The organism is Corallococcus sp. CA049B (genome assembly GCF_003611685.1).
Taxonomy (GTDB): domain Bacteria; phylum Myxococcota; class Myxococcia; order Myxococcales; family Myxococcaceae; genus Corallococcus; species Corallococcus coralloides.
In genome coordinates this window covers 1-5,941 of the sequence record NZ_RAWC01000341.1, presented here as the reverse complement: position 1 = coordinate 5,941, position 5,941 = coordinate 1, and the positions used below count along the sequence as shown (strand labels likewise).

At 70.8% G+C, this 5,941-nt stretch carries 7 protein-coding genes; 4 read left to right on the top strand and 3 right to left on the bottom strand.

The window, feature by feature from the left end; all coding sequences use genetic code 11:
* The first annotated feature begins 256 nt into the window (after positions 1 to 256).
* Entirely contained in the window at positions 257 to 1,768 is a 1,512-nt protein-coding gene (locus D7W82_RS37900) for a hypothetical protein (RefSeq protein ID WP_120622925.1), read from the top strand.
* A gap of 76 nt (positions 1,769 to 1,844) precedes the next feature.
* On the opposite strand, the gene D7W82_RS37895 is transcribed toward D7W82_RS37900, so the two are convergent.
* On the bottom strand, positions 1,845 to 2,549 hold the full coding sequence (locus tag D7W82_RS37895; protein ID WP_120622924.1) for a hypothetical protein: 705 nt from the start codon (positions 2,547 to 2,549) through the stop codon (positions 1,845 to 1,847).
* Between the two features lie 256 nt (positions 2,550 to 2,805).
* On the opposite strand from D7W82_RS37895, the gene D7W82_RS37890 reads away from it, so the two are divergent.
* The gene (locus D7W82_RS37890; protein WP_147439754.1) at positions 2,806 to 3,348 is read left to right on the top strand and encodes a hypothetical protein; all 543 of its coding nucleotides are present in this window, start codon (positions 2,806 to 2,808) and stop codon (positions 3,346 to 3,348) included.
* A 15-nt stretch (positions 3,349 to 3,363) separates the two neighbouring features.
* On the opposite strand, the gene D7W82_RS37885 is transcribed toward D7W82_RS37890, so the two are convergent.
* Positions 3,364 to 3,966, bottom strand: coding sequence for a 2OG-Fe(II) oxygenase (locus D7W82_RS37885; RefSeq protein ID WP_120622922.1), 603 nt, complete (start codon positions 3,964 to 3,966; stop codon positions 3,364 to 3,366).
* A gap of 94 nt (positions 3,967 to 4,060) precedes the next feature.
* Between D7W82_RS37885 and D7W82_RS37880 the strand changes: the two genes are divergently transcribed.
* Positions 4,061 to 4,678 (top strand): DUF4230 domain-containing protein, encoded by a 618-nt coding sequence (locus D7W82_RS37880; RefSeq protein WP_120622921.1) that lies wholly within the window; start codon positions 4,061 to 4,063, stop codon positions 4,676 to 4,678.
* Positions 4,675 to 5,187 (top strand): O-acetyl-ADP-ribose deacetylase, encoded by a 513-nt coding sequence (locus D7W82_RS37875; RefSeq protein WP_120622920.1) that lies wholly within the window; start codon positions 4,675 to 4,677, stop codon positions 5,185 to 5,187. Before D7W82_RS37880 ends, D7W82_RS37875 begins: the two co-directional genes overlap by 4 nt.
* 7 nt (positions 5,188 to 5,194) lie before the next feature.
* Here D7W82_RS37875 and D7W82_RS40300 read toward each other — a convergent pair.
* Positions 5,195 to 5,941 (bottom strand): hypothetical protein (locus D7W82_RS40300; protein WP_233588185.1); only part of this gene is annotated, 747 nt, incomplete at its 5' end.

The following is a 5,941-nucleotide window of genomic DNA, read 5'->3' as shown; positions in this document are numbered from 1 at the left end:
CCCCTGCACCCCCTCCTCCGCCACTGCGGGCACCGAGAAGAGGCCCAGGAGTCCCACCGTGACGAGCCGCCGTCCGTTCGCCATGCCCGCACGGTGGACACGACCCTCGTGCCCCGGGGACTCCCCGCCGCGCACCCTGACGCTCGACTGCCCGCTCGCCTTGGGAACAACCCGCAGCGCTGGCGCTCCGCGTGGGGGCTTGCATCACCGTGCGTGAGGGTGGCAAGCCTGCGCTCCCACTCCTTCGAGAACGACCATGACCTTCCCCTCTGCTCGACACACCGTGGCCCTGCTGGCGCTGGGCCTCACCGCCTGTGGCGGCAAGGACGTGCGCCCCGGTGATGAGAACCCCAACCCCGTCACCGACCCCTGCGTGGAGAGCACCAGCGCCGACCCGGCCAGCGGGACGTGCGCGCCCCTGCGGTTGCAGTGTGCGAAGGACCTGAGCGGCTTCAAGACGGACCGCTACGTCTGGCGCGACCGCGACTGCCACGTGCGCTCCGTGTCGCTCGTGCGCAACGACGCGGCGGACCCCGCGGGCTGGAACGGCGGCTACATCCGCCGCTACACCTACGAGGTCGCGGGCGCCGAGCGCGTCTGCGATGGCCAGAGCACCCAGGTGCCCGGCTGGGGCATGGTGACCAGCCACCTGAAGGAAGGCCAGTCGTGGGGCGCCTGGACGCAGGACGTGCGCGGCACCGGCCGCTTCGTCTTCAAGGGCGCACACCACGCGCTGCACGAGCTGAAGTGGCCGCTGTCGCTGGATGGCCGCGTGGTGCAGGTGACCGTGCAGTACCTGTTCGCCACCGGCCGGGACCACCCGCTGTATGCCATCACCCACGACGCGTCCGGCTTCCCCGCGGACCAGATTGAAGCCGACGTGCGCTCGCCCTACGGCGACCTGGCCTTCGACGGCAACGCCAACACGGACATCGCCGGCCTGGGATGGGGCGACCGCTACCGCTTCGTCACGCTGTCCTCCCCCGTGAGAATGAACACCGGCTGGGACTACCGCGAACCCAACGTCGTCCCCTACACGCGCATGTGGACCGCCGCGCCGGACGCGGAGATGGGCGCGGTGCAGACCCAGACGTGGGAGCAGAAGCCCGCGGGCGGCTACTGGCTGTATCCGGAGTGGGGCACGCGCCACGCCAACGGCCCCATGCCCGTGGACTACAACTGGCCCTACCAGCTCAACCAGTACGAGCTGCCCTCCGTCACCAACTCCCACCGGCTCGCGTGGGGCAGCAACTTCGGCGCGGTGGGCCTCTCGCAGTACCCGCGCCTGGGCGATGACGGCGTGATGCTCTCCGGCCACCCCTACCAGAGCTACTCCGTCTTCATGGTGCTGGGCACGCACACGGCCAGCCCCGTGCTGTCGCTCGTGTCGGAGGTGGAGGCCTGGCAGGGCGTGAAGCTCACCGCCTCCGAGGGCACCGTGCGCACGCGCGGCCCGGGCGGCGTGGGCCGGACCGACTCCGTCACCTACGACGTCGCCGGCTACAACCCCGTCTACGCCACGTGGGAAGCGGACGCCGTCTCCAACCGCGTGACGCTGGCGTTCGACACCGCGGGGCGCACGCTCGCGCACCCCATGCTGGTGGTGCATGGCTACACCGCCGCCACGGCGCCGACGACGGTCACCCTGGACGGCCAGCCGCTCACCGCGGACACGGACTACTTCGCGTCCGTGGACGCGGAGGGCAAGGCGCTCTGGCTCACGCTCCAGCGCGACCTGAAGGGCTCCGCCACCCTGAAGGTGGAGTAGCCCCACGCACGGAGGCAGGCCCCTGGCACCCTCGCGAGTGCCCGGGGCCTTCCCATCCGTGCTTCACGCCAGGGCGTCAGTCCGCGTCGCCGCTGCCGCCGTAGCCCTGCGGGGCGTTCGAGCGCAGCCGCTGCCACTGGGCGCGGGCGTCCTGCTCCACGCGCTTCTGCTCGTCCACGCGGCGCCGGGCGTCCTCCACCTCGCGCTTGGCGTCCGCGACGGCGGCCAGGTAGTTCGCCTCGGACATCTCCTTGGCGCGCACGTCCCCGCTCTTCTCCAGCGCCTTGAACTGGGCCAGGTTGAGCTCGGTGTCCGCCACCTTCAGCTCCGCGTCGCGCAGGTCCTTCTCCGCCTTGGCGGTGTCCGTCTTGCGGTCGTGCCAGGACACCTCGGCGTCCGCGGCCATGCGCCCCGCCTCGGCGCCCTGGAGATTGGATCGCGCCTGCGCGATGGGGCGCCGCTGACCGGTGGCCTCGGCGGCCTTCACCGCGGCCTTCTCCGCCTCCATGCGGCTCTCGGCGGCGTCGCCGTTGCGGCGGGCCACTTCCGCGGCGCGCTCGGCGTCGCGCACCGCCACCTCGGCGCGCGTCACGTTGTCGGCGGCCTTGGTGCGGGCCAGCTGCGCGTCACGCACCTCGCCCAGTTGGTCCTCCGGGACGCGAGCCATCATCGCGTCGTCCACCCGCGCGGCCTTGGAGCTGCTGCACCCGGCGCTGAACGCCATGGTCGCCCCCAACGCCAGTCCCATCACCCAGTGCCGCTTCGTCCTGTTCTGGAACATGCTCTCGATCCCCCGTCCAAGAAGATGACTGGGAAAGAACGTAGACACGCCCCCGTCACACGACAGGTGCCGTGGACGCCGCCGTTGCCCCTGGAATCCGTCCGCGTCCGGGCAGGCCGTGGAGCAGGCAGGCTCGGCCCGTTTTCCTCCCCGCGCCGTTGCCGTCCGGCATTTTCGTCACGGTGGATGTCCCAACCCGCACGGGGTGCGTGTCTCAAGGTCGCGCGAACGACGCGCCACCAGGGAGAGGGACGACATGAAGCGAACCGGATGGGGATTCGTGCTGGGGACGAGCTGCGCGCTGATGGTCGCGGCCTGCGGCGCCGGCACCGAGGACTTCGACAACCTCGAGGGCACGGAGTCCGTGAAGATGAGCATCTCGCTCGCGGGTGACGCGTGCGGCGTCACCTCGGCCGCGGCGACCGTGAGCGCGCCGGACCTTCCGACCTCGTACCCCCAGTCCCTCTCCGTGGGGAACGGCTACATCGAGGGCTACCTGAGCAACATCCCCGTCGGGCCCCGGCGCATCGTGGACGTGCGGGCCTACAACCGGGCAGGGCTGGAGGTGTACGCCGGCAGCGCGGCCGTGGACGTGTACCAGGGCTCTGTTGCGTACGCGCAGCTCCAGTTGAAGCGCAATCCGCAGAACTGCCCCGGAACGGGAACGGGCGACATCTACATCATCGGCACGCTGGAGGGCACGGGCCCGGGCTGGGACGCGGGCTACGACGCCGGTCCCGGTCCGTCCTACGATGGGGGATCCGTCTTCGACGCGGGCAGCGCGTTCGACGCGGGCTAGAACGCGCGATAGCCGCTAAGTGCCCTGGCCGTAGAACCACGCGGTGAGGGCCAGGCGGGTGGCGTGGGCGGGCATCACTTCGTGCTCCAGCCGCTCGCTCAGGAACACCACCAGGCGGTCCAGCACCGGCGCCACCTCCACGGGGGCGCCGGTGTCCTCCGGGAACAGGCGCAGCACGCCGCCGTGCTCCGGCTTCCAGTCGGCATTCGCGTACCAGATGGCGGTGAGGCGGCGGTTGGACTGGCCCGGGAACGCGTCGCGATGGCGGGCGTACCGCGCACCGCCGCCGGGAAAGCAGGCGAGCTGCAAATCGAAGCGCCCCAGCCCCAGGTACGCGCCCGACGAGACGGCCTCGCCCAGGGACTGGAAGTGATGCCACAGGGCTTCGAGCTCGGGGGCGGCGCCGGGCAGAACCCATTCAATGTGGTCGCCGCGCACGGACGTATCTAGCGCATGGTTCGCGCCGCGCCGGATGCCCGCGGGCTTCAGCATCCCGGCCTCCACTCGCGCGAGCGCCGCGGCCCTTGCCGCCAGCGCTCGCGCCTCACCAAGGAAGGCGTCCCGCACGAAGTATCCCTGGGAACCCAGGGCCTCCGCCTCCACGTCCGTCAGCTCCATCCTGCGTGACTCCTTCGCGAGTCCCTGTCCGGAAGCCCGCGTCCGCACGCTGCACCAGGATGCCCCCGTTCCGGAAGCGGGTAGACTTTCCCCCATGGCGAAGAACGTCACGCGAGCGCTGTCCCTCCTCGCCGCGGTCGCGCTCGGCGCGCTGGGGGCCTGGGTGCTGCTGCGCCCCACGTCTCCCCGGCTGCCGGACACGGCGGCGGTGGTGGAGCAGATGCGGGAGGTGGCCCGGCTGGAGACGCTGGACGTGTCCCTCTACAAGAAGGTCACGTTCACGCCGGAGCCGCAGGCCACGGACGCGCTGTGGAAGGACGTGCTGCTCTGGGCCAGCTACACGCTCCAGAACCCGCACGGCCGCGCCATCGTGTTCGCGGATGCGCACCTGGGGTTCGACTTCCAGCGCTTCGACGCCAGCCACCTGCGCGCCGTGGGCACGCGCGTGGACGTGCTCCTGCCGCCGCTCCAGGTGACGGTGGCCCTGCGGCCCGGGGAGACGGAGATCATCGACTCCAACCTGGACAGCGCGCAGACGGCGCAGCTGTTGGAGAAGGCACGGCTGGCGTTCGAGAGAGAGGTGCGCCAGGACCGGCGCCTCCAGCAGAAGGCGCGTCAGTCCGCGGAGCGCTCGCTGCGAGGGCTGCTGCTCACGCTGGGCTTCCGAGAGGTGCGGTTCGTGGAGACCTTGCCGGTGGGGAGCGCGGGATGACGGAACGTCTGGATTTGATTCAAGGAGACATCACACGCATCGCGGTGGACGCGATCGTGAACGCGGCGAACTCCGGCCTGTCGAGTGGAGGCGGCGTGGACGGTGCCATCCACCGCGCGGCGGGGCCGGAGCTGCTCGCGGAGTGCCGCACGGTGGGCCGCTGTCCCACGGGCGAGGCGCGCATCACGCGGGGCTACCGGCTGCCCGCGGCCCACGTCATCCATGCGGTGGGCCCCTCGTGGTGGGGTGGGGACCGCGGCGAGGACGAACTGCTGGCCTCGTGCTACCGGAGCACGTTCGCGCTGATGGAGCAGCACGGGCTGCGCACGGTGGCGTTCCCCGCCATCTCCACGGGCGCCTACGGCTTCCCCATCGAACGGGCCGCGCCCATCGCGCTGCGGGAGATCCGCGCGGCCCTGGCGCGGCGGCCGGAGCTGGAGCGCGTCACCGTGGTCCTCTTCAGCGAACAGGACTTGAAGGTGTATCAGCGGGCGCTGGGCGCACCGTAGAGCCGCATCAATTCCCACGAGCCCAGGGCCTGTCCCCCACGAACCCGTCCCAGTCCTCGGCTGTCACTCCGTCAGGCCGCCGAGGATGGGCCCGCAGCACGCTGGCCTGCCAATCGGATTTCCGGATGGGCCAAGCCCGGGTGATGGAGCAGGGCGGCCCCCTCATCCCCGGGTTGTCGTACTGGAGGCGGGTCGGATGGGTGATGACAGGCCAGAGCCCCAGCAGGGGAGGCGTGGTGCCTTCCAGCAGGGCAGCGTGGATCCGGTCATGTCCATCCAACACCAGCCACTTTTCTGGCAGCTCCATATAGAGCAGCAGCGCCGGCGGAAGCGTTCCATCCCGAGCATGTTTTCGCCAGGCCTTCACGCGGCTGGCGTCAGGACGCGAAGGCTCCCGCAGAGCCATCACCGCCCCCATCTTCGCTTCTGGCCAGATGCTGGCGTCCGAGTTGCTCCACGACCACCGCTCGACCCAGAATGGGTCGAAGCGAAGCGCGGTCTCCAAGGCGTAGGGCGACGCGGGTGGATAGCCAAGACCATTGCCCGGCGGAGAGTTGGGTGAGGCATTCTCCTCGGAAACCACCCTCAGCGGATGAAGGGACCAGCGGCCGGAATGGAGCACGGTGGCGGTCGCAGCCTCCAACTCGCGCGCGAAGTGCCGCGTCCAGGATTCCCACCAACGGTGGGAGCCTGCTTCATGGGCCACGCCTCGCGCTTGCGCGGCCTGGATGGGTGGAAGGGCCCAGGGAAAGGG

What these genes read in the sequence shown, in the direction of transcription:
- D7W82_RS37875 (WP_120622920.1), top strand. Translation starts at nt 4,675, where the DNA reads ATGACGGAACGTCTGGATTTGATTCAAGGAGACATCACACGCATCGCG.
- D7W82_RS37880 (WP_120622921.1), top strand. Translation starts at nt 4,061, where the DNA reads ATGGCGAAGAACGTCACGCGAGCGCTGTCCCTCCTCGCCGCGGTCGCG.
- D7W82_RS37900 (WP_120622925.1), top strand. Translation starts at nt 257, where the DNA reads ATGACCTTCCCCTCTGCTCGACACACCGTGGCCCTGCTGGCGCTGGGC.
- D7W82_RS37895 (WP_120622924.1), bottom strand. Translation starts at nt 2,549, where the DNA reads ATGTTCCAGAACAGGACGAAGCGGCACTGGGTGATGGGACTGGCGTTG.
- D7W82_RS37885 (WP_120622922.1), bottom strand. Translation starts at nt 3,966, where the DNA reads ATGGAGCTGACGGACGTGGAGGCGGAGGCCCTGGGTTCCCAGGGATAC.
- D7W82_RS37890 (WP_147439754.1), top strand. Translation starts at nt 2,806, where the DNA reads ATGAAGCGAACCGGATGGGGATTCGTGCTGGGGACGAGCTGCGCGCTG.